Raw genomic sequence first — 20311 nt, forward strand, 5'->3', positions numbered from 1 at the left:
AGCGCCCTCTATTTCCTCTCGACGAAGATCCCTTATGAACAAAATCCTGGCACTGACCGCAGTACTGGCACTCGCCGGCTGCACCACCGCTTCCGACACCTTGCTGAAAAATGGCGAACAAGGCTTGACCATCGACTGCTCGGGCGAGGCCAATTCATGGGCCAGTTGCTACGAGAAAGCGGACGCATCCTGCGCGGGCACCGGTTACCGCATCGTCGGCACCAATGGCACGCCGGCGCTCAAGGAAAGCGACAAGACCCTGGGCCAGGACGTGGGCAACTTCAAAGGCCGCAGCGTGGTGGTGGTCTGCAAGTAACGCTGCTACAGATGCACTTCGGCGAACTTGATCCCCAAGCCACGCAGGATGTCGATCAGGTCATCCAGGCGCGCGAATGACTCGACCTCATCCTGCTCGTCCACCAGGAAGTAGCTGCGCCCGCCGCTCTTCTTGAAAAATACGATCCACTCGCCCAAGTCGGCGGGGTTCTGGATGACATGGGTGGCCGAAATCTGCCCTTCGGCATGGCGGGCTTTGACGTGTTCTCGTTTCATAACGGGCTTTCCAGAAAAACAAATGCCGCTCAAACCCAGGGTTTGAGCGGCATCTTTGTAGTGAATGCCCGACAGTTTAACGGATGCAGGCCGTCCCTGCAGGGTGATGGCTTTTTTATCGGGTTTACGGGGTGGGCCTGTGGCTCAACCGGAAATGCACTCTTCCCCTGCCTTCTTCACGTCGCCCGGGCGGATGGGCACATTGGACATGCTTTCATAAAGCTTGATGCTGCTACCGCTGGAGCGGTCTTCGATTTCAAAGATTGCCGAAGGGTCTGCCGAGAATTTCTGCGGCACGATCACCTGAATGCCGTCTTTATGAGGCTCGATCTGGGGCGGCCGACGGGTCGCCTCCAATTTGCGCACCACACACGCCGCATATTCCTGCGGCTTCTTCCCTGAGATGACCACCAATGTTGGCGGGGTCTGCTTGATATCTGCAACCGAAGCACACCCACCTATCGCCAAGGCCAGCACCAACACACTCCACTTCATACAAAAACCTCCGATAAAGACCCTACGACAGCGGGGATGGTAATTTTCTCCCACCAACGTAGGATTTATCTGTGATAACTCGGTAAATAACTGTTTTAAATTGTCGAAGTCGTCGACGACGGCCCGATAATAAACGCGCTGGGGCTGATAAACTCCATCTTAACCTACGTATCGTTCTGATTTTTCAGAAAAAGCCCTTCTGGAGACACCCCATGAAATTCATCCACCAGCGTGAGCACCTCAACGAGGGAGACATTGTCGTTATCGAATGCTCGCAGACCTGCAATATTCGCCTGATGAGCGATGCGAATTTTCGCAGTTTCAAAAATGGTGGCCGCCATACCTACCACGGCGGCGCATTTGATAAATTCCCGGCCAAGATCACCGCGCCGAGCACCGGCTTCTGGAACATCACCCTGGATGTGGTGACCCGTCGCGCCATCAGCGTGACCCGCAAGCCAGCGTTGTCCCACAAGATCCGCATCGTTCGTCGCACCAGCAGCAAGCTGAGCTGACCCGAACACCTGACAGGAAAAAAGCTGTGACCACCCCAACCAAATACGTCATCAAGTACAAGCTCAACGGCGAGCGCCGCTTTGAATTTGCCCAGTTGCACAGCAACAGCGTCGACGAAGCCAAGCAAGCCTTGGCAAAAATTCATGATGCCAGCGACGAAATCACCGACATCAATGTGAGCAAGGCGCTGTAAGCCATGCCGGGCCCTACCGCCGATTTGTTTGCCGATGATGCCCTGCAACAGCCTGCCGGGCGCGAGCAAATTGGCGAAGAATCCTATGTGCTGAGGGGCTATGCCCTGCCCTGGATCGAGCGGTTATTGCCTGAACTACGACGTGTCCTGGCCCAATCACCGTTTCGGCAGATGGTCACCCCCGGCGGCTTTACCATGTCGGCGGCGCTGAGCAGTTGCGGCGAGCTGGGCTGGACCACCGACGCCCGTGGCTATCGCTACAGCCCACTCGACCCGCGCAGCCAGCAACCCTGGCCCGTCATGCCCGACACATTGCGCCAGCTGGCGGTGGCAGCGGCTACCGAGGCCGGTTTCAGCGGTTTTCAACCCGATGCCTGCCTGATCAACCGTTACGTACCGGGGGCGAAAATGTCCCTGCACCAGGACAAGAACGAGCGCAGCTACAGCGCGCCCGTGGTCTCGGTGTCCCTGGGGCTGCCAGCGATTTTCCTGTTCGGTGGCCATGCGCGCAGTGACAAAACCCAAAAGGTCTCGCTGTTTCATGGTGATGTGGTGGTGTGGGGCGGCGTTGATCGCTTGCGCTTTCATGGCGTGATGCCAATCAAGGACGGCGTGCATCCGATCATGGGCCCGCAGCGCATCAACCTGACCTTTCGCACCGCTGGCTAATTTGACCGCAAGCTTCGGAGTGTCGGGCGCGAGCGGCAGGCTTAATCTGCTCCTGAACCGTCAAGAGTGCAGGCCATGAACAACGAACACGATCCGCGCTGGGCTGCCATTATTGCCCGTGATGCCAAGGCTGACGCGCTATTTGTCTATGGCGTGAAAACCACGGGTATTTATTGCCGTCCCAGCAGCGCCTCGCGCTTACCGCGCCCGGAAAATGTCGAGTTCTTTGACACGCCGGCGCAGGCCGAGGCCGCCGGTTATCGCCCGAGTAAACGCGCTGCTGGCGACCAGACCCAATTGGCCGCACACCATGGACAGTTAGTGGCCGAGGCCTGCCGGCAAATCGAACAGGCCGAAACCCCGCCTAGCCTGGACATGCTTGCCCGATGCGCCGGGTTGAGTCCGTTTCACTTTCACCGCGTATTCAAAGCCAATACCGGGTTGACCCCCAAGGGTTACGCCAGCGCCCTGCGTTCGCGCAGAGTGCGCGACGGCCTCAAGGGCCAGCATTCGGTGACAGACACCCTGTACGACGCGGGCTTCAACTCCAATAGCCGTTTTTATGAAGCCGCCGACCAAGTGCTCGGCATGAAACCGCGAGACTACAAAGGCGGCGGCGCCAATAACTCCATCCGCTTTGCCGTTGGCCAGTGCTCGCTGGGCGCGATTCTGGTGGCGCAAAGCCAACGTGGTGTGTGTGCGATTTTACTGGGCGATGATCCGGACAAACTGGTGCGCGACCTGCAAGACCTGTTTCCCAAGGCTGAGTTGATCGGCGCGGATCAGGGTTTCGAACAACTGGTCGCCCATGTCGTCGGCTTTGTCGAGGCTCCTGCCCTAGGCCTGGACTTGCCCCTGGACCTACGCGGCACGGCCTTTCAGGAACGGGTGTGGCAGGCGTTGCGGGAAATCCCTGCGGGCAGCACCGCCAGCTATGCGCAGATTGCCGAGCGCATCGGTGCGCCCTCCTCCTTTCGCGCCGTGGCCCAGGCCTGTGGTGCCAACCACTTGGCGGTGGCGATTCCCTGTCATCGCGTGGTGCGCAGTAATGGTGAGCTGTCGGGCTACCGTTGGGGCGTGGAGCGCAAGCGCCAGTTACTTGAGCGCGAAACCCAGCCACACAAAATGCCGCTTCCGTCCAGTGAATAAAACAGACTGGCCGGGCGCCGATTGCCCTGCTAAAACAGCGAAAAGCCCTACTAACGCTGGAGAAGCACCCCATGAGCACCTGGCCAGACACCCGCATTCTTGACCTGTTGGGCATTGAGGTGCCGATCATCCAGGCGCCGATGGCTGGCGCCACCACCACCGCCATGGTCATCGCCGCCCAGCAAGCCGGCGCCCTGGGCTCCATGCCCGCCGCAGCCTTGAGCCTGGAGCAACTGCGCGACGCCTTGGCCCTCATTCGCCAGGCCAGCAACGCGCCGCTCAACGTCAACTTCTTCTGCCATCAACCGCCCGATGCCAATGAAGCGCGGGACCAGGCTTGGAAGGCCTTGCTGCAACCCTACTACCACGAACTGGGCGCCGACTTCGATGCGCCAACCCCGGTGTCCAACCGCGCGCCGTTCAATGACGCAGCTTGCCAGGTGGTGGAAGAGTTTCGGCCAGAAGTGGTGAGCTTTCACTTTGGCTTGCCAGACAAATCCTTACTGGACCGAGTAAAAGCCACCGGTGCCAAGGTGCTGTCATCGGCCACCACCGTCGAGGAAGCCGTGTGGCTGGAACAGCACGGCTGTGACGCGATTATCGCCATGGGCATCGAAGCCGGTGGGCATCGCGGCCTGTTCCTCAGCGATGACCTCAACAGCCAGATCGGCTTGATGGCGCTGTTGCCACAGATTGTCGACGCGGTCAACGTGCCGGTGATTGCCGCCGGCGGAATCGGCGATGCGCGTGGCATCGTCGCCGCCTTTGCCCTCGGCGCTTCGGCGGTGCAGATCGGCACAGCCTACCTGTTCACGCCCGAAGCCACGGTAAGCGCTTCCCATCACCACGCGCTGCGCCATGCCCAGGCCAGCGAAACCGCGCTGACCAACCTGTTTACCGGCCGCCCGGCGCGGGGCATCGTCAACCGCGTGATGCGTGAACTCGGCGCCATCCACCCGGCGGCCCCGGCGTTCCCCAAAGCCGGAGGCGCATTGATGCCGCTCAAGGCCAAGGATGAAGCCGGTTTCAGCAACCTGTGGGCAGGCCAGGCCCTGAGGCTGGGAAAAGACCTGTCCACCTATGACCTGACACGCCAATTAGCCGAGCACACGATAGCCAGATTCACCCGCGACTGATCTGAGCAGCAACTTGGCACTGTACCGGCAATGACCAACCGCTATATATTCCCATACATAGCGGTAAGCCCTCTTTCCTACACCCTGCCGTACACCTTCAAGGAGTTGCCTCATGATGACCCGCGTTTCACGCCTGGCCCCCCTGCTTGCCGCCTTTGCCTTGGGTACGGCCCATGCCGATGAAGTGCAGGTGGCCGTGGCCGCCAACTTCACCGCCCCGATCCAGGCGATTGCCGCCGACTTCGAGAAAGACACCGGCCATAAACTGGTCGCGGCTTACGGTGCTACCGGGCAGTTCTACACCCAGATCAAAAATGGCGCGCCGTTTGAAGTGTTCCTCAGCGCCGATGACACCACCCCACAAAAACTCGAAAGCGAAGGCGCTACCGTCAAGGGCTCACGCTTTACCTACGCGGTCGGCACCCTGGCGCTGTGGTCGGCCAAAGAGGGCTATGTGGATGCCAAGGGCGAGGTGCTGAAGAAAAATGAGTTCAAGCATTTGTCCATCGCCAATCCCAAGGCTGCACCCTACGGCTTGGCTGCCACCCAGGTGCTGGCCAGAGAAGGCTTGACTGACAAGGTCAAGGACAAGCTCGTCGAGGGCCAGAACATCACCCAGGCTTATCAGTTTGTTTCCACCGGCAACGCCGAGCTAGGCTTTGTCGCCCTCTCGCAGATCTACAAGGACGGCAAAGTCACCGGCGGTTCGGCGTGGATTGTCCCGGCCGCCCTGCATGACCCGATCAAACAGGACGCCGTGATTCTCAACAAGGGCAAGGACAGCGCCGCCGCCAAGGCCCTGGTGGACTACCTCAAAAGCCCGAAAGCAGCTGCCGTTATCAAATCCTACGGTTACGAGCTGTAAATGCCCCTGTCGAGTGCTGATTTTTCTGCGATCTGGTTGACCATCAAGCTGGCCGCACTGACCACCCTGATCCTGTTGATCATCGGCACACCGATTGCCCTGTGGCTGTCGCGCACCCACTCCAAGTGGCGCGGCCCCATCGGCGCAGTGGTCGCACTGCCGTTGGTGTTGCCGCCAACGGTCATCGGCTTCTACTTGTTGTTGGCCATGGGGCCCAACGGTTACGTCGGCCAGTTCACCCAGTGGCTGGGCCTGGGCACCCTCACCTTCAGTTTCGCCGGGCTGGTGATTGGCTCGGTGATCTACTCCATGCCCTTTGTGGTGCAGCCGCTGCAGAACGCGTTTTCGGCCATCGGCACGCGCCCGCTGGAAGTGGCCGCGACCTTGCGCGCCAACCCGTGGGACACGTTTTTCACGGTGATCCTGCCGCTGGCACGCCCTGGGTTTATCACCGCCTCGATCCTGGGCTTTGCCCATACCGTCGGTGAGTTCGGCGTGGTGCTGATGATCGGCGGCAATATCCCGGACAAGACCCGTGTCGTCTCGGTGCAGATCTACGACCACGTCGAAGCCATGGAATATGCCCAGGCCCATTGGCTGGCCGGGGCCATGGTGGTGTTCGCCTTTCTCGTGTTGCTGGCGCTCTATTCCAGCCGTAAAACCAAGATGGGCTGGAGCTGATTGCAATGATGGATATACGCCTGCACCTGAACTACTCCGCCTTTGCATTGGATGTGGACCTGCAATTGCCCGGCCGTGGCGTGAGCGCGCTGTACGGGCATTCCGGCTCCGGCAAGACCACCTGCCTGCGCTGCATCGCAGGTTTAGAACGCGCCGAACACGGCTTTGTGCAAATCAACGATGAGGTGTGGCAAGACAGTCGCAAAGGGCTGTTTGTGCCGCCGCATAAACGCGCCCTGGGCTATGTGTTCCAGGAGGCGAGCCTGTTTCCGCACCTGTCGGTGCGCGCCAATCTGGAGTTCGGCCTCAAGCGTATTCCACGCCCGCAGCGGCGCGTGGACATGGCCCAGGCCACCGAACTGTTGGGCATCGGGCACTTGCTTGAGCGCCACCCGCAACACTTGTCTGGCGGCGAGCGCCAGCGCATCGGCATCGCCCGTGCCTTGCTCACCAGCCCCAGGCTGCTATTGATGGATGAACCGCTGGCGGCCCTGGACAGCCAGCGCAAAAGCGAGATATTGCCTTACCTGGAACGCCTGCACGACGAGCTGGATATCCCGGTGCTCTACGTCAGCCACGCCCAGGACGAAGTGGCGCGGCTGGCTGACCATATCGTCTTGCTCAGCGACGGCAAAGCCCTGGCCAGCGGCCCTATCGGCGAAACCCTGGCGCGCCTCGACCTGCCCCTGGCGCTGGGCGACGATGCCGGCGTGGTGATCGCCGGCAGCGTCGTTGCCTACGATGCGCACTATCAGTTGCTCACCCTGCAACTGCCCGATTGCCCGTTGCAGATGCGCGTGGCCCATGCCCCGCTGGCGGTGGGCAAACCGCTGAGGGTCAAGGTCCAGGCGCGGGATGTGAGCCTGAGCCTGCTGGCCGAAGAACACAGCAGCATCCTCAACCGCTTGCCGGTGACCGTCACTCAAACCATCGGCGCGGACAACAGCGCCCATGTGCTGGTGCGCCTGGACGCCGGCGGCACGCCGTTACTGGCGCGCATCACGCGCTTCTCCCGCGACCAGTTGCAACTGCATCCGGGCCAGACGCTGTGGGCGCAAATCAAGGCGGTGGCGGTACTGGCTTAAGCATTTGGCACGACCGCAGGGCGCTGCGGTCAATCAGACATACCGGCCTGATTTGTTGCCAAGGAACCCGCCCCATGCCTGACTCTTCGCTACCCGCCGACCTGCCCCGCGACCTGCATTATGTGGATGACACCCAGCCCGGCATCCGCCGTAAAAAAGTGCGGGGCACGTTCCAGTATCTGAACGCCAAGGGCGAGCGCATTACCGACGCGGATGAAATCAAACGCCTGAATGCGCTGGCGGTGCCACCCGCCTACACCGATGTGTGGATCTGCGCCGACCCTCGCGGCCACCTGCAAGCCACCGGCCGCGACGCCCGTGGCCGCAAGCAGTACCGTTACCACCCACGCTGGCGCGAAGTGCGCGACAGCGACAAATATGCGCGCTTGCAGGCCTTTGGCGCCGCCTTGCCCAAATTGCGCAAACAGCTCGAAGCACAAATCGCCGAGCCGGGGTTTACCCGCGAAAAGGTATTGGCAACGGTGGTGATGTTGCTGGACGCCACGCTGATCCGCGTCGGCAATACCCAATATGCCCGCGAAAACAAATCCTACGGCCTGACCACCCTGCGCAACCGCCATGTGGACATCAAGGGCAGCGAGATCCAGTTCCAGTTTCGTGGCAAGAGTGGCGTGGAGCACCAAGTCAGCGTCAAGGATCGGCGCCTGGCCCGGGTGGTCAAGCGCTGCATGGAATTGCCGGGGCAAAACCTGTTCCAGTACCTGGACGAAGACGGTGAGCGTCATACCGTCAGCTCCCAGGACGTCAATGACTACCTGCACCGCCTGACCGGCGAAGATTTTACCGCCAAGGACTACCGCACCTGGGCCGGCACGGCGATGGCGCTGGCGGTGTTGCGCGAGTTGGCGTGGCAGCCCGAATCCGACGCCAAGCGGCATGTGGTGGCGATGGTCAAGGATGTCGCCCGGCAGTTGGGCAACACGCCGGCGGTGTGCCGCAAGTGCTATATCCACCCGGCGGTGCTCGAGCATTTCAGCCTCGGCCAATTGTCGACGTTGCCCAAGCCGCGGGTGCGCAAAGGCCTGAAAGCTGAGGAGGTCGCGCTGGCGATGTTTCTGGAAAAACTCGCCGAAGACTTGCCGCACAAAGTTAACGTGGGTTAGGCTCTGCCTCCCTTCTGACTCACGGGATGACCGCCGACGTGAACAACTAAGCCTTCCAAAATGTATCTGCAACGAGCCGCCTGGCGCGCTTGTTGGCCTGTTCGACATTTTTTTGGAGGTGCTGATGACTGACGTCAAACGGCTGCCCGCGCTTGTTTCCCTGCAACACCTGTCTTTCCAGTTCGCCAATGGCGAAACCTTGCTGGCGGACGTAAACCTGTCCATTGACCAAACGCCTACCGGTATCGTCGGGCGCAATGGACGGGGCAAAAGTATCCTGGCGAAGTTGATGGCCGGCGTGCTGCTGCCCTCCTCCGGCACCCTGAAAAAACCCGCCAATGTTGCCTATGTGCCCCAGGCCATCGCCGTTCAACCAGGGCAAAGCATCGCCGATATCACCGCAACTGCCGCGGCCTTGGCTGCCCTTGAGCGAATGGCCCAGGGCGATGCACGCCTGGGTGACCTGGAGCTGATTGACGATCGCTGGGACCTCGCCGAACGGCTGCGTCACGCGCTGGATACAGCGGGTTTGCCAACCCTCAGCGCCAGTACCCCGGCCGATCAACTCAGCGGCGGCCAACTTGCCAGGGTCGCGCTGATCGGGGCGTTGTTGGCGGCGCCGCAGTTGCTGATTCTGGACGAACCCAGCAACCACCTTGATGCTGCCGGGCGCGATTGGCTGTTGCGTGTGTTGCGCGATTGGCGCGGCGGCCTGGTGGTGGTCAGCCATGATCGACAGTTGCTCAACGTCATGGGTCGCATCATTGAGCTGTCGCCCCTGGGCATTCAGGCTTATGGCGGCAACTACGATACCTATCGCCAACAACGCGATACTCACCAGCAGGCCGCGATTGCCGCGTGGGAACAGGCGCGTCTGGCCCGCAGCCGCGAACGTCGGCGCCTGCAAAAAGATCACGACGACCTGCAGCGCCACGCCGCACGCGCACGTAAACAGGCCGAGACCGCCAACGTCGACCGTTTTACCAGGGCCCGCTGGAAAAGCGCAGCCAAGGAGATTGTCAGCACGGTACGCAGTGCCCATTACGATCACAAAAACCAACTCGAAGTCCAAGTGCGCCAAGCTTACGAGCGCGTGGTGGATGAGACGCCCACACTGCTCGCATTACCAGGCTCAACCGTCCCGAATGGCCGCCAGGTGCTGGTGCTGGAACAGGCGCAATTACCCTGGCTTGATCCCCAACCACCCGCCAGCTACCTGACGCTCAACCTCACAGGCCCGGCTCGCGTTGCCGTACGTGGGCCGAACGGTTGCGGCAAATCGACCTTGCTCAAACTGCTCGCCGGCCAATGGCGGGCGGTCAGTGGCGAGTGCAACGTCGCGTTGCCCAGCGCCTATATCGATCAGCACCTGGCGCTGCTGGACGACCGACGCAGCCTGGTCGAACAACTCAACTTGCTCGATACGCCATTGGCCGAAGCCGAACTGCGCACACGCCTGGCGTTGTTGCAATTGGACGCGCTGCGGGTTACGCAGCCGGCAGGGCACCTCAGCGGCGGCGAGCGCTTGAAAGCCGCGATGGCGGTAGCCTTGTGGCGTGAAACACCGGCGCAGTTGCTCCTGTTGGATGAGCCCACCAATCACTTGGACCTGGAGTCGGTGCTGGCGTTTGAGCAGGCCTTGAAGGGCTTTACCGGCGCACTGCTGGCCGTGTCCCATGACGAGGCATTCTTGCAGGCGATCGAGCCGACTCACCATCTGACGTGGCACGCCACCGGCTGGCAACTGGAGCGTGTCTGAGGTCATTGCGCGGACAGGCAAAGGGTCCTACGGTAGTGGCCGGATAATCTCACCGAGGAAACCGGCCCCATGCTGCCTTCGTCCCGCAAGCCTTACGCCAATGCCACGCTCGCCCATCGACAGCGCTGGCGTGGCCGCGTGGGCTTGATGCTGGTGGCCTGCCTGTCGGTGCTGGCGGGCATGACCGATGCCATCGGTTTTATGGCCAGCGGCGATTTCGTCTCGTTCATGAGCGGTAACACCACGCGCCTGGCGGTGGCCATCAGCGCGGGCGACCTGGGGCTCACCGGGCGGCTGGTATTGCTGATCGCCACCTTCGTGGTCGGCAATGCCTTGGGCGTATTGGTCAGCCGTTTCAGCAAGCGCCATGCGTTGCCCTTATTGCTGTGCATCGGCGCCTTGCTCTGCGCTGCGGCGTTGTGGCCTGCCACCGACACCTTGCCTGCGTTGCTCGCAGCGATTGTTGCCATGGGCATGCTCAACGCGGCCGTCGAGGAGGTGAACGGATTACCGGTGGGGCTGACCTACGTCACCGGGGCGCTGTCACGTTTTGGTCGCGGGCTGGGCCGCTGGTTAATGGGCGAGCGCCGCAATGGCTGGCGCGTGCAACTGATTCCGTGGGCCGGGATGTTTATCGGCGCGGTGATCGGCGCCCTGCTGGAACAGCAAATGGGCCTGCGCGCACTGTGGGTCAGTGGTGCGTTGGCTGGGGCCTTGGGGGCGGCGACACTGTTGATTCCGCGACGCTGGCACTTGGGTTTCATGCCCCGTTGAGGTTGGAGTGGAGGAGCTCGTTCGACGTTTAAGCCTCGACATCCGTGTACCGGTAAAGAGCCATCACGTCGAACGAGCGAGTGAATCATAAGCCAATGCCCGGCGGCTGTCCCGCCAGGCGTTTCGGAATATGACTAAGGCAACCGACTTACAGACAAGTGGCCAGTGCTGCCAGGCGACGTTTAGCCGGCATAGTGTCCTGGGCAGCATAGTAGTTGACCTTGGAACCCGCGCCGGAGCTGAGTACATCGACAAAGTAATCGCCACCGGTGGTGTACACCGTGAAACCACCCGCCTCGGTCGCTTCCTTGAAGCCGCCGGCATCGACGCCGAACACGCTTTCATCTTGCCAGCCGAACTGGATGCACTGGGCAACCACCAGGGTGGCCTTGTCTGACGCCAGGGTTTTGTACGGGCTGCCTGCGCGCGCCTCTTTCATCTTGGAACCTGCGCAACCGGCCAGTGCCGCCAGTATCAATGCGCCCATTACCACTTTGTGCATGGCATTGCTTCCTTGGAAAAACCGTGACTCTACCATTGTGCCGGGGCCAACTGACGCGCCCATGAAGTTTGTTTCACTGTGAAGGGCAAACACGCCGCCTATAGTGGCCAAGCTCATTTTTTAGAAGTCTCCCTTCTGCCCGCCACCCCGCGGGCTTTTTTTTGCCTGGGTATCAGAACCACCAACGCAGCAGATAGAACAGCGCCATGCTCAGTAGCACGGTGGTCAATACGCTGCGTGTCCAGTACATCAACGCCACGGCGCAGATGCCGGCCAGCAGGTAAGGGTTGGTCGGGCTCAGGTTGAGCTGATGGTCCGCCAGGAAAATAATCGGCCCGCAGATCGCTGTGAGCATGCCCGGCACGGCGAAGCCCAAAAATTCACGCGCACCACGATTGAGCCGCACCGGCAGTCGTGGCTCGATAAACAGGTAACGGTTGAAGAACACCACCAGGCCCATGGCCACAATCATCAGGTAAATCATCGTTGCCCCACTCCCAGCCGCTTGCAGGCAAACCCCACGCTCATCCCCAGCACACCCGAGACCACCACCGCCGATTCCCAGTGCAGATAACTCAACCAGACCGAGCTCAGCAACGCGACCGCCACGCAGACCACCGTGGGCACATCGCGCACCACCGGGGTGATCAAGGCGATAAAGGTGGCGGCAATCGAGAACTCCAGCCCCAATTGATCCAGGCCGGGAATGCTCTTGCCCAGCACGATGCCGGCGAGGGTGAAGAGGTTCCAGATCAGGTAAAACGTCAGGCCGACGCCCAAGGCGTACCAGCGATTGAAGGTCTGGCGGTCATAGTGGTTGACCAGGGCGAAGAACTCATCGGTCAACAAAAAACCCAGGCTCATGCGCCAGCGGGTGTTGAGCGAAGACAGGGTAGGACGCATGTGCATGCCATAAAGCAGATGCTGGGAGGTCAGCAGCAAGGTGGTCAGCACAATGGAAATCAGGCTGGCACCGCTCTTGACCATGCCAATGGCTACCAATTGTGCGGCACCGGCAAACACAATGGCCGACAAACCTTGGGCTTGCAGCGGGGTAAATTGCGCGTCGATGGCCATGGATCCGGCCAGCAACCCCCAGGGCGCACAGGCCAGGGACAAGGGAATGACGGCGATGGCGCCGCGGGTGAAGGCGTAATGAGGTAATGCAGTGGGCATGGAAACGGCTCATCGACAGACAGTCGACAAGCATGCCAGCACCAACGAAGGCGTGTCTTGAACGATCTTGCTCAGGCGAGCTTGACCGACACCTGCTCCACCGAATCCCGCGCTTCGCGCAATTCGTAGGCATCCTGGTTCAGTCGGTGGATGGTATTGAGCAGGCGTTGGCGCAGCACTTCATCGCCGAGTTTTTCCACGGCGCGCATCAGGTCAAACGCCGCGGTTTCGTTATTTTCCGCGACGGAATCCAGGGTCTTGCGCAGGTTGCGGGTGGCTCGGGTCACGCGGGGTCTTCCTTCATCAGCAATGGGCAGGCACGTTAGGACATTTGTGTTTCATTTTAATTTCAATCAGTTGTGGCGGTTTCACAGGTGTTTGATCCATATCAATTGAAACAAGGTTTGACCGATATATATGGAAATACGTATATTAGAATATCTCTGCTTGAAAAGTCCTTGACCATGTCAGATCTCTTCTCCCCCCCCACCCTGTTCAAGTGCCTGGCCGATGCCACCCGTGCACGGGTGACCTTACTGATCCTGCGCGAGGGCGAACTTTGTGTGTGTGAGTTGATCCATGCCTTGGACGACAGCCAGCCAAAAATCTCCCGCCATCTCGCGCAATTGCGCAGTTGCGGCCTGCTGGTGGACCGTCGTCAAGGGCAATGGATCTACTACCGCATCAATCCGGCACTGCCCGCCTGGGTCACTCAGGTGCTGGACACCACCTTACAAGCCAACCAGCCATGGTTGCAGGATGACGCACTGCGTCTGAATGCAATGGGCGACAGACCACAACGGGCCAGCACCTGCTGCTGAGCCATCGGAGCTTTTATTCATGCTTGTCGCCATTGCGATTTTCCTCGTCACCATCGTGCTGGTCATCTGGCAACCCAAGGGCCTGGGCGTCGGCTGGAGTGCCACGTTGGGCGCAATCCTGGCGCTGGCCTGCGGGGTGATCAGCCTGGCGGACATCCCGGTGGTATGGCACATCATCTGGAACGCCACCGGTACCTTCGTCGCGCTGATCATCATCAGCCTGTTGTTGGACGAAGCCGGCTTCTTCGCCTGGACGGCCCTGCATGTGGCGCGCTGGGGCCGTGGTCTCGGGCGGCGGTTGTTTGCCTATATGGTGCTGCTGGGTGCGCTGGTATCGGCGCTGTTTGCCAATGACGGTGCGGCGTTGATCCTGACGCCTATCGTGATGTCTATGTTGCTGGCCTTGCGCTTCTCTCCGACGGCGACCCTGGCCTTCGTCATGGGCGCGGGGTTTATCGCCGACACCGCGAGCCTGCCGCTGGTGGTGTCGAACCTGGTGAATATCGTCTCGGCGGATTATTTCAAGATTGGCTTCAACGAATACGCAGCGGTGATGGTGCCGGTGAACCTGGTCAGTGTCGCCGCCACGCTCGCGGTGCTGCTGTGGTTTTTCCGCCGGGATATCCCGCAGACCTACGACCCGGCCGATCTGGATGACCCCGCCAGTGCCATCCATGACCGTGCGACCTTTCGCGCCGGCTGGTGGGTGCTGGGTATTCTGCTGGTCGGCTGTTTTGCCCTGGAACCGCTGGGTATTCCCATCAGTGCGATTTCGGCGGCCTGTGCGGTGTTGCTGCTGGTGATTGCTGCCAAAGGTCATCAGATTTCCACGCGCAAAGTGCTGAAAGAAGCCCCGTGGCAGATCGTGATTTTTTCCCTGGGCATGTACCTGGTGGTGTATGGCCTGCGCAACGCCGGCCTGACCGACTACCTGGCCACCTGGCTCGACACCTTCGCCAGCTACGGTATATGGGGCGCGGCCATGGGCACCGGGGTGCTGACGGCGCTGCTCTCTTCGGCCATGAATAACCTGCCGACCGTGCTGATTGGCGCGTTGTCCATCGAGTCCAGCCATGCCGTGGGCGTGGTCAAGGACGCGATGATTTACGCCAATGTGATCGGCAGCGACCTGGGCCCGAAAATCACGCCTATCGGCAGCCTGGCCACCTTGCTGTGGCTGCACATCCTGGCGCGCAAAGGCATCACCATCACCTGGGGTTACTACTTCAAGGTCGGGATCGTGCTGACCCTGCCCGTGCTGCTGATCACCCTCGCCGCCCTCGCCTTGCGCCTGAGCTTTTAAAGGAACACACCATGAAAGTCCTGTTCATGTGTACCGCCAACAGTTGCCGCAGCATCTTGTCCGAAGCGATGTTCAATCACTTGGCGCCGTCGGGCTTCAAGGCGGTCAGCTCTGGCAGCTTCCCCAAGGGGCAGGTATTGCCACGCAGCCTGACGACGTTGCAGGCGGCGGGCATCAGTATTGAAGGCTTGTGCAGCAAGGGCAATGACGCCTTTAAAGACAGCCCACCGGATGTGGTCATCACCGTGTGCGATAAAGCGGCCGGAGAAGCGTGCCCGGTGTATTTCGGCCCAGCGGTGAAGACGCATTGGGGCTTGGAAGACCCTTCCGAGGTACTGGGTGATGAGGCGCAAGTAGAGGCGGCATTCAACGCCACCCTCGACATTATCGCTGCACGCTGCAAGGCGTTTTTTGCACTTCCCTTTGCGAGTTTATCGTCGGATGAATTGAAGGCTGAACTCCACCGCATTGCCTCAACACCACAGCCTTTGTAGGAGCGAGCTTGCTCGCGAAAAACTCATAGACACCGCGCTCATCCAGAAAACACGCGTTATCGTTGACGTTTTTCGCGAGCAAGCTCGCTCCTACAGGGGATCTGCGCCAGGCGCTGATTCTGTGGGCAATGCATGACCAATGTGGGAGCTGGCTTGCCTGCGAAAGCGGTGGTTCAGTTAAAGATTCAGTGGCTGACACACCGCCTTCGCGGGCAAGCCCGCTCCCACAGGGGATCTGCGCCGGGCGCAGATTTGGTGGGCAATACATAACCAATGTGGGAGCTGGCTTGCCTGCGAAGACGGTGGTTCAGTTGAAGATTCAGTGACTGACACACCGCCATCGCGGACGTTCCTACACAGGACGTGGTATCCCCCTCCCGGACTGACGTATGCTCTGGCACTTTCTCGAAAGGAGCTGAGCATGCTGTCGATCTTTGTTTATGCGCTGGTATTCGGCTTCGTATTTTGCCTCTCCCCCGGCGCCGTACTGGCAGAGACTCTGCGCCGCGGCTTGCTCCATGGCTTCACACCGGCCTTGCTGGTGCAGTTCGGCTCGCTGGTGGGCGACGCCGTCTGGGCCGTGATTGGCCTCACCGGTATCGCACTGCTGATCCAGCATGATGCAGTGCGGGTGCCACTCACAATCGTCTGTGCGCTCTACCTGGCCTGGCTGGGCATCCGCAGCCTCATTGATGCCTGGCAGCTACCCGCAACCGACAACGCCCCTGCCAGCTCAGGCAAAAACGCGTTGGCGGTTGGCGCAGCGATCTCCCTGGCTAACCCGAAAAACATCGTATACTGGGGCGCCCTGGGCAGCGCCCTGTCGGGGATTGTCGGCACCACCCCCAGCCACGGGCAAACCCTGATGTTTTTTGCCGGCTTCATGCTGGCGTCGGTGCTCTCGTGTTTTCTTACCGCCGCCTTGGTTAACCTGCTGCGCAAGAACGCATCACCGACTTGGCAGCGCGTCAGTTATGCAGCCTGCGGTTTGGTATTGATATATCTGGCACTACTCGCCGCGCACGGTATATGAAGTCCGTAACTTACGCGTACCTCTTGTCTGAACAAACTCTGAACACGGATTAATTTAATTAATCATACGTTGACATTCACTGATGCCCTGAGTAGATTGCCCGTGCCCGCAACTGGGGCCTTTTTTAAACCTCACAAAAGAAGCCAATGGACACAGTATCTAGTCGCTGTCCGAGCACCGCCTCTGCGGGCATCGGGCGCCAAACCCAGAAGATGACAGGACTCGCGTTCCAGGTCCGGTAAGCTGCGCTAGAGCTTGATGCTCCACCGTAACTACCTCACCGGTCGCCCGTCCGGTCCCGAGGTGTGTTATGACCTTCCAACTCCTTGTTTTATCCGATCCACGCACCCTGGCCGCAGCCCTGCGTGCCAAGCTGTGCCGCGCGTCGGCTGGCTTTTCGCCAACCCGCTCGACCTTTGCCACACCCTCCCCTCATGTGCGCCCGGCATCGCCGCTGGCGCACTGGCGTATCTGCCCTGAAAGCGGCCACCTGGTGCAGCACTGGGATCACGCCGACCCTCAAGACCCTCAGAGACCCAAGGTTTCCAGCCTGTCGCAAGCGCGCTTGCTGTTCGGTCTTTACTTGAGCGCTCGCGCCGCCTGACCTGGCTGGAAACAACAACTTTCTTATTGATGACCCTGGAGTTCGTTATGAACAGGTCCAGTAGTAGCCCGCTGCACGCTAGTTAACTAACGCGCTGTTAGCGGGCCCTTCAGAAGTTATGTGAACATCTTATTTAAACCGATCGCAAAGTTTGCGGCTCGGCATGCTTTCGCTCGCCTGTCTGCAGGTAAGTACCGGGTATGTTTTGTCGAGAATTGGCGACAGGAGTACAGACAATGAGCGCCGTAAAAAACACGCCTCTGCACAAGAAAAATGGCACCGCTGCCGACACCAAGCTGTCGATGCGTGCCGCCCGTGAAGCCCACAATGGCCTGGCGGCCACGCTCGCCAATGTACGGGCCACCCAGAACGGCCTGACCGAACTGGACGCCTCGGCGCGCCTGCAACGGGAAGGCTATAACGAAGTCGCCCATGACAAGCCGCCGCACGCGATCATCCAGTTCCTGCAGGCCCTGAACAACCCGTTCATCTACGTGCTGTTGACCCTGGGCGGCATCAGCTTTGTGACTGACTGCTGGCTGCCGATGCAGGAAGGCGAAGAAGCCGACCCAACCAAGGTCGTCATTATCATGACCATGGTGTTGCTCAGCAGCCTGCTGCGTTTCTGGCAGGAACACCGTTCGGCCAAATCCGCCGAGGCCCTCAAGGCCATGGTCCGCACCACCGCCACCGTGCTGCGCCGCGAGCAGGTTGGCGCCCAGCCCACCTTGCGCGAAGTGCCGATGCGCGACCTGGTGGCCGGCGATATCGTGCAGCTATCGGCCGGTGACATGATCCCCGCCGATATCCGCCTGATCGAGTCCCGCGACCTGTTTATCAGCCAGGCGGTGCTGACCGGTGAAGCCTTGCCGGTGGAGAAGTACGACACCCTGGGCGATGTCACGCAAAAATCCGCCTCCACCCTCGCCGCCGACCAGAGCAACCTGCTGGACTTGCCGAACATCTGCTTCATGGGCACCAACGTGGTCAGCGGTCGCGCCAAAGCGGTGGTGGTAGCAACGGGGCCGCGCACTTACTTCGGTTCCCTGGCCAAGGCGATTGTCGGCTCGCGGGTGCAAACCGCCTTCGACCGCGGGGTGAACAGTGTCAGCTGGCTGCTGATCCGCTTCATGCTGGTGATGGTGCCCATCGTGTTCTTCCTCAATGGCTTCTCCAAGGGCGATTGGGGCGATGCCTTCCTGTTTGCCCTGGCGGTAGCCGTCGGCCTTACCCCGGAAATGCTGCCGATGATCGTCAGCGCCAACCTGGCCAAGGGTGCTACGGCGATGGCCAAGCGCAAGGTGGTGGTCAAGCGCCTCAATGCGATCCAGAACTTCGGCTCGATGGATGTGCTTTGCACTGACAAGACCGGCACCCTCACCCAGGACAAGATCATCCTCGAGCATCACGTCAATGCCTTCGGCCAGCGCGATGACGCCGTGCTGTCCCTGGCCTGGCTCAACAGCTTTCACCAGAGCGGCATGAAAAACCTGATGGATCAGGCGGTGGTGCAGTTCTCGGAACAGAACCCCAAGTTCCAGGTGCCGTTTGCCTGCAGCAAGGTCGATGAATTGCCATTCGACTTTGTGCGCCGCCGCCTGTCGATCGTGGTCAAGGATGCCGCCGGTGACCATCTGCTGGTGTGCAAGGGCGCGGTGGAAGAGATGCTGAGCATTGCCACCCATGTCATGGAGGCCGGCGAAGCCTTGCCCCTGGATGACCGCCGTCGTGACGCCCTGCTGGCACTCGCCAATGACTACAACGAAGACGGTTTCCGTGTACTCGTAGTGGCGACCCGCAATATCCCCAAAGCACTGGCACGCCAGCAATACACCACCAGCGACGAGCGCAACCTGGTGATCCAGGGCTTCCTGACCTTCCTGGACCCGCCGAAGGAAACCGCAGGCCCGGCGATTGCGGCGCTGCAACAGATTGGCGTGGCGATCAAGGTGTTGACCGGTGACAACGCCGTGGTCACCAGCAAGATCTGCCGCCAGGTTGGCCTGGAGCCCGGCCAGCCGCTGCTGGGCGTGGAAATCGAAGCCATGGACGACGCTACCCTGCTGCGCCGCGTGGAAGAACGCACGGTGTTCGCCAAGCTCACGCCGCTGCAAAAATCCCGCGTGCTCAAGGCGCTGCAAACCAACGGTCACACCGTCGGCTTCCTCGGTGACGGTATCAACGATGCGCCGGCGCTGCGCGATGCCGATGTGGGTATTTCGGTGGACAGCGGCACCGACATCGCCAAGGAATCGGCCGACATCATCCTGCTGGAAAAAAGCCTGATGGTGCTGGAAGAAGGCGTGCTCAAGGGCCGCGAAACCTTCGGCAATATCATGAAGTACCTGAACATGACCGCCAGCTCCAACTTCGGCAACGTGTTCTCGGTGCTGGTGGCCAGTGCGTTCATTCCATTCATGCCGATGCTGGCGATCCACCTGCTGCTGCAAAACCTGATGTACGACATCTCCCAGCTGGCCCTGCCGTGGGACAAGATGGACAAGGAATACCTGGCCAAGCCGCGCAAGTGGGATGCGAAAAACATTGGCCGCTTCATGATCTGGATCGGGCCAACCTCGTCGATCTTCGACATCACCACCTTTGCGCTGATGTGGTACGTGTTCTCGGCCAACAGTGTGGAAATGCAGACCCTGTTCCAGTCCGGCTGGTTTATCGAGGGGCTGCTTTCGCAAACCCTGGTGGTGCATATGCTGCGCACCCGCAAGATCCCGTTCTTCCAGAGCACAGCCGCCTGGCCGGTGTTGATGATGACCTGCATCGTGATCGCCCTGGGCATCTACGTGCCGTTCTCACCGCTGGGCACCCTGGTGGGGCTGCAACCGCTGCCGCTGGCGTACTTCCCATGGCTGGTGGGCACCTTGCTGGCTTACTGCTGCGTCGCCCAACTGATGAAGACGATCTACATCCGCCGCTTCAAGCAGTGGTACTGACCCTCCCCGCCGTTCAAACGCTGGAGGCCGCCCGGTCGCCAGCGTGCAAGAAAAGGATTTACTCATGCGCGTGTTGATCTGTGCAGGTCGTCATTACGCCGACACCAAAAAGTCCCGCCATGTGCTGGACGCTTACCACCGCCTGCGCCCGGTGCAGGTGCTGATCCACGGCGGCAACCAGTTCCTGGGCAGTGAGATCGAGGAATGGGCGCGGGAAATCGGTATCGACGTGGTGCGTTACCCACCCAATTGGCAGCGCCACGGCAAACAGGCGGAACGCCAGCGCAACCATTTCATGCTGGCCGACAGCCGCCCCGACCTGATCATCGCCCTGCCGGGTGGTGACGATACCTCGGAGCTGGTCTGCCAGGCCAAAGCCAGCGGCATTTCGGTGCTGACCGTAGAAAGCTGAATTCAAGCGAGGTGCAT

The 20311-nt window shown here is 60.5% G+C and carries 25 protein-coding genes; 19 read left to right on the top strand and 6 right to left on the bottom strand.

Features of this window, described 5'->3' with window-relative positions:
- Nucleotides 1-34 precede the first annotated feature (34 nt).
- Entirely contained in the window at nucleotides 35-316 is a 282-nt protein-coding gene (locus V8689_RS14725) for a hypothetical protein (protein WP_032897198.1), read from the top strand.
- Between the two features lie 5 nt (nucleotides 317-321).
- On the opposite strand, the gene V8689_RS14730 is transcribed toward V8689_RS14725, so the two are convergent.
- Together V8689_RS14730 and V8689_RS14735 are read right to left on the bottom strand one after the other, a co-directional pair.
- Nucleotides 322-552: a hypothetical protein gene (locus V8689_RS14730; protein ID WP_056783301.1), complete on the bottom strand. Its 231-nt coding sequence runs from the start codon at nucleotides 550-552 to the stop codon at nucleotides 322-324.
- Nucleotides 553-696: 144 nt separating this feature from the next.
- Nucleotides 697-1047 (bottom strand): hypothetical protein, encoded by a 351-nt coding sequence (locus V8689_RS14735; RefSeq protein ID WP_003191317.1) that lies wholly within the window; start codon nucleotides 1045-1047, stop codon nucleotides 697-699.
- A 212-nt stretch (nucleotides 1048-1259) separates the two neighbouring features.
- Here V8689_RS14735 and V8689_RS14740 point away from each other — a divergent pair, with 212 nt between their 5' ends.
- The 11 genes from V8689_RS14740 (at nucleotide 1260) to V8689_RS14790 (ending at nucleotide 10998) form a co-directional block, all read left to right on the top strand.
- Nucleotides 1260-1562 (top strand): DUF1883 domain-containing protein, encoded by a 303-nt coding sequence (locus V8689_RS14740; RefSeq protein WP_003191319.1) that lies wholly within the window; start codon nucleotides 1260-1262, stop codon nucleotides 1560-1562.
- Nucleotides 1563-1588: 26 nt separating this feature from the next.
- Nucleotides 1589-1756, top strand: a complete 168-nt coding sequence (locus V8689_RS14745; RefSeq protein ID WP_177342989.1) for a hypothetical protein — start codon at nucleotides 1589-1591, stop codon at nucleotides 1754-1756.
- Nucleotides 1757-1759: 3 nt separating this feature from the next.
- The gene (alkB, locus tag V8689_RS14750) at nucleotides 1760-2425 is read left to right on the top strand and encodes a DNA oxidative demethylase AlkB (RefSeq protein ID WP_056783303.1); all 666 of its coding nucleotides are present in this window, start codon (nucleotides 1760-1762) and stop codon (nucleotides 2423-2425) included.
- A gap of 75 nt (nucleotides 2426-2500) precedes the next feature.
- Nucleotides 2501-3574 (top strand): bifunctional DNA-binding transcriptional regulator/O6-methylguanine-DNA methyltransferase Ada, encoded by a 1074-nt coding sequence (gene ada / locus V8689_RS14755; RefSeq protein WP_056783305.1) that lies wholly within the window; start codon nucleotides 2501-2503, stop codon nucleotides 3572-3574.
- A gap of 71 nt (nucleotides 3575-3645) precedes the next feature.
- Nucleotides 3646-4710 carry an NAD(P)H-dependent flavin oxidoreductase gene (locus V8689_RS14760; RefSeq protein WP_056783306.1) on the top strand — a complete coding sequence of 355 codons (1065 nt, stop codon included), beginning with the start codon at nucleotides 3646-3648 and terminating at the stop codon, nucleotides 4708-4710.
- A gap of 112 nt (nucleotides 4711-4822) precedes the next feature.
- On the top strand, nucleotides 4823-5575 hold the full coding sequence (modA, locus tag V8689_RS14765; RefSeq protein ID WP_056783308.1) for a molybdate ABC transporter substrate-binding protein: 753 nt from the start codon (nucleotides 4823-4825) through the stop codon (nucleotides 5573-5575).
- Nucleotides 5576-6256: a molybdate ABC transporter permease subunit gene (modB, locus tag V8689_RS14770; protein ID WP_044273925.1), complete on the top strand. Its 681-nt coding sequence runs from the start codon at nucleotides 5576-5578 to the stop codon at nucleotides 6254-6256.
- Nucleotides 6257-6261: 5 nt separating this feature from the next.
- The gene (gene modC, locus V8689_RS14775) at nucleotides 6262-7341 is read left to right on the top strand and encodes a molybdenum ABC transporter ATP-binding protein (RefSeq protein WP_056783310.1); all 1080 of its coding nucleotides are present in this window, start codon (nucleotides 6262-6264) and stop codon (nucleotides 7339-7341) included.
- Between the two features lie 74 nt (nucleotides 7342-7415).
- Nucleotides 7416-8465 (top strand): DNA topoisomerase IB, encoded by a 1050-nt coding sequence (locus V8689_RS14780; RefSeq protein ID WP_056783312.1) that lies wholly within the window; start codon nucleotides 7416-7418, stop codon nucleotides 8463-8465.
- Nucleotides 8466-8589: 124 nt separating this feature from the next.
- On the top strand, nucleotides 8590-10224 hold the full coding sequence (locus V8689_RS14785) for an ABC-F family ATP-binding cassette domain-containing protein (RefSeq protein WP_056783314.1): 1635 nt from the start codon (nucleotides 8590-8592) through the stop codon (nucleotides 10222-10224).
- Nucleotides 10225-10293: 69 nt separating this feature from the next.
- Nucleotides 10294-10998 carry a YoaK family protein gene (locus V8689_RS14790; RefSeq protein ID WP_056783316.1) on the top strand — a complete coding sequence of 235 codons (705 nt, stop codon included), beginning with the start codon at nucleotides 10294-10296 and terminating at the stop codon, nucleotides 10996-10998.
- 148 nt (nucleotides 10999-11146) lie between these two features.
- Here the strand turns inward: V8689_RS14790 and V8689_RS14795 are convergent, their stop codons facing one another.
- From V8689_RS14795 to V8689_RS14810, 4 genes are all read right to left on the bottom strand, one after another.
- Entirely contained in the window at nucleotides 11147-11500 is a 354-nt protein-coding gene (locus tag V8689_RS14795; protein WP_056783319.1) for a hypothetical protein, read from the bottom strand.
- Between the two features lie 172 nt (nucleotides 11501-11672).
- Complete coding sequence (locus V8689_RS14800) at nucleotides 11673-11984, bottom strand: AzlD domain-containing protein (protein ID WP_047710921.1); 312 nt, start codon at nucleotides 11982-11984, stop codon at nucleotides 11673-11675.
- On the bottom strand, nucleotides 11981-12676 hold the full coding sequence (locus tag V8689_RS14805; protein WP_056783321.1) for an AzlC family ABC transporter permease: 696 nt from the start codon (nucleotides 12674-12676) through the stop codon (nucleotides 11981-11983). Before V8689_RS14805 ends, V8689_RS14800 begins: the two co-directional genes overlap by 4 nt.
- A 71-nt stretch (nucleotides 12677-12747) precedes the next feature.
- Nucleotides 12748-12963, bottom strand: a complete 216-nt coding sequence (locus tag V8689_RS14810) for a hypothetical protein (RefSeq protein ID WP_003191339.1) — start codon at nucleotides 12961-12963, stop codon at nucleotides 12748-12750.
- 177 nt (nucleotides 12964-13140) lie between these two features.
- Here V8689_RS14810 and V8689_RS14815 point away from each other — a divergent pair, with 177 nt between their 5' ends.
- From V8689_RS14815 to V8689_RS14845, 7 genes are all read left to right on the top strand, one after another.
- Complete coding sequence (locus V8689_RS14815) at nucleotides 13141-13497, top strand: metalloregulator ArsR/SmtB family transcription factor (protein WP_034127507.1); 357 nt, start codon at nucleotides 13141-13143, stop codon at nucleotides 13495-13497.
- 19 nt (nucleotides 13498-13516) lie between these two features.
- Nucleotides 13517-14800, top strand: coding sequence for an arsenic transporter (locus V8689_RS14820; RefSeq protein ID WP_060766040.1), 1284 nt, complete (start codon nucleotides 13517-13519; stop codon nucleotides 14798-14800).
- A gap of 11 nt (nucleotides 14801-14811) precedes the next feature.
- Entirely contained in the window at nucleotides 14812-15294 is a 483-nt protein-coding gene (locus V8689_RS14825; RefSeq protein WP_056783322.1) for an arsenate reductase ArsC, read from the top strand.
- 421 nt (nucleotides 15295-15715) lie between these two features.
- A complete protein-coding gene (locus V8689_RS14830; protein WP_056783325.1) occupies nucleotides 15716-16327 on the top strand; it encodes a LysE family transporter in 612 nt (203 codons plus the stop codon).
- A gap of 310 nt (nucleotides 16328-16637) precedes the next feature.
- Nucleotides 16638-16931, top strand: a complete 294-nt coding sequence (locus V8689_RS14835; protein WP_056783326.1) for a hypothetical protein — start codon at nucleotides 16638-16640, stop codon at nucleotides 16929-16931.
- 236 nt (nucleotides 16932-17167) lie between these two features.
- Entirely contained in the window at nucleotides 17168-19882 is a 2715-nt protein-coding gene (gene mgtA, locus V8689_RS14840; protein ID WP_056783329.1) for a magnesium-translocating P-type ATPase, read from the top strand.
- Between the two features lie 64 nt (nucleotides 19883-19946).
- Complete coding sequence (locus V8689_RS14845; protein WP_003191350.1) at nucleotides 19947-20294, top strand: DUF2493 domain-containing protein; 348 nt, start codon at nucleotides 19947-19949, stop codon at nucleotides 20292-20294.
- The last annotated feature ends 17 nt before the right edge of the window (nucleotides 20295-20311 follow it).

It is taken from the genome of Pseudomonas sp. AK181, assembly GCF_051122975.1.
GTDB classification, from domain to species: domain Bacteria; phylum Pseudomonadota; class Gammaproteobacteria; order Pseudomonadales; family Pseudomonadaceae; genus Aquipseudomonas; species Aquipseudomonas lactis.

Coding starts and splice junctions, on each gene's coding strand:
- alkB (WP_056783303.1), top strand. CDS start 1,760: ATGCCGGGCCCTACCGCCGATTTGTTTGCCGATGATGCCCTGCAACAG.
- modB (WP_044273925.1), top strand. CDS start 5,576: ATGCCCCTGTCGAGTGCTGATTTTTCTGCGATCTGGTTGACCATCAAG.
- V8689_RS14795 (WP_056783319.1), bottom strand. CDS start 11,500: ATGCACAAAGTGGTAATGGGCGCATTGATACTGGCGGCACTGGCCGGT.
- V8689_RS14780 (WP_056783312.1), top strand. CDS start 7,416: ATGCCTGACTCTTCGCTACCCGCCGACCTGCCCCGCGACCTGCATTAT.
- V8689_RS14800 (WP_047710921.1), bottom strand. CDS start 11,984: ATGATTTACCTGATGATTGTGGCCATGGGCCTGGTGGTGTTCTTCAAC.
- V8689_RS14845 (WP_003191350.1), top strand. CDS start 19,947: ATGCGCGTGTTGATCTGTGCAGGTCGTCATTACGCCGACACCAAAAAG.
- modA (WP_056783308.1), top strand. CDS start 4,823: ATGATGACCCGCGTTTCACGCCTGGCCCCCCTGCTTGCCGCCTTTGCC.
- V8689_RS14820 (WP_060766040.1), top strand. CDS start 13,517: ATGCTTGTCGCCATTGCGATTTTCCTCGTCACCATCGTGCTGGTCATC.
- V8689_RS14830 (WP_056783325.1), top strand. CDS start 15,716: ATGCTGTCGATCTTTGTTTATGCGCTGGTATTCGGCTTCGTATTTTGC.
- ada (WP_056783305.1), top strand. CDS start 2,501: ATGAACAACGAACACGATCCGCGCTGGGCTGCCATTATTGCCCGTGAT.
- V8689_RS14790 (WP_056783316.1), top strand. CDS start 10,294: ATGCTGCCTTCGTCCCGCAAGCCTTACGCCAATGCCACGCTCGCCCAT.
- V8689_RS14785 (WP_056783314.1), top strand. CDS start 8,590: ATGACTGACGTCAAACGGCTGCCCGCGCTTGTTTCCCTGCAACACCTG.
- V8689_RS14825 (WP_056783322.1), top strand. CDS start 14,812: ATGAAAGTCCTGTTCATGTGTACCGCCAACAGTTGCCGCAGCATCTTG.
- V8689_RS14815 (WP_034127507.1), top strand. CDS start 13,141: ATGTCAGATCTCTTCTCCCCCCCCACCCTGTTCAAGTGCCTGGCCGAT.
- mgtA (WP_056783329.1), top strand. CDS start 17,168: ATGAGCGCCGTAAAAAACACGCCTCTGCACAAGAAAAATGGCACCGCT.
- V8689_RS14805 (WP_056783321.1), bottom strand. CDS start 12,676: ATGCCCACTGCATTACCTCATTACGCCTTCACCCGCGGCGCCATCGCC.
- V8689_RS14730 (WP_056783301.1), bottom strand. CDS start 552: ATGAAACGAGAACACGTCAAAGCCCGCCATGCCGAAGGGCAGATTTCG.
- modC (WP_056783310.1), top strand. CDS start 6,262: ATGATGGATATACGCCTGCACCTGAACTACTCCGCCTTTGCATTGGAT.
- V8689_RS14740 (WP_003191319.1), top strand. CDS start 1,260: ATGAAATTCATCCACCAGCGTGAGCACCTCAACGAGGGAGACATTGTC.
- V8689_RS14725 (WP_032897198.1), top strand. CDS start 35: ATGAACAAAATCCTGGCACTGACCGCAGTACTGGCACTCGCCGGCTGC.
- V8689_RS14760 (WP_056783306.1), top strand. CDS start 3,646: ATGAGCACCTGGCCAGACACCCGCATTCTTGACCTGTTGGGCATTGAG.
- V8689_RS14735 (WP_003191317.1), bottom strand. CDS start 1,047: ATGAAGTGGAGTGTGTTGGTGCTGGCCTTGGCGATAGGTGGGTGTGCT.
- V8689_RS14835 (WP_056783326.1), top strand. CDS start 16,638: ATGACCTTCCAACTCCTTGTTTTATCCGATCCACGCACCCTGGCCGCA.